The sequence below is a fragment of the Streptomyces wedmorensis genome (genome assembly GCF_000716445.1).
In the GTDB taxonomy this organism is placed as follows: domain Bacteria; phylum Actinomycetota; class Actinomycetes; order Streptomycetales; family Streptomycetaceae; genus Streptomyces; species Streptomyces wedmorensis.
Genome location: NZ_JNWK01000245.1, coordinates 1 through 207 on the forward strand (window position 1 = coordinate 1; position 207 = coordinate 207).

The following is a 207-nucleotide window of genomic DNA, read 5'->3' on the forward strand; positions in this document are numbered from 1 at the left end:
GCGGCCAGCACCTCCGAGCGCAAGTTCCCCGAGTACTACGACAAGACGCCGTTCTTCTATGAGTGGAGCCGCAACTTCATCAAGGAGTTCCGCCTCGACTCCGCCGGTGACCTCCTGAAGATCAACCCCTTCGTCGCCGAGCTCGGCCTGCGCTCGCCGATCGACATGAAGTTCGGCCCGGACGGCGCGATGTACGTCGCCGAATGG

1 protein-coding gene is annotated in these 207 nt (G+C 63.3%); it reads left to right on the forward strand.

Annotated elements, in window-relative coordinates:
• The coding region (locus OO54_RS41280; protein WP_033213090.1) for a hypothetical protein at positions 1-207 on the forward strand (207 nt) is incomplete at both ends.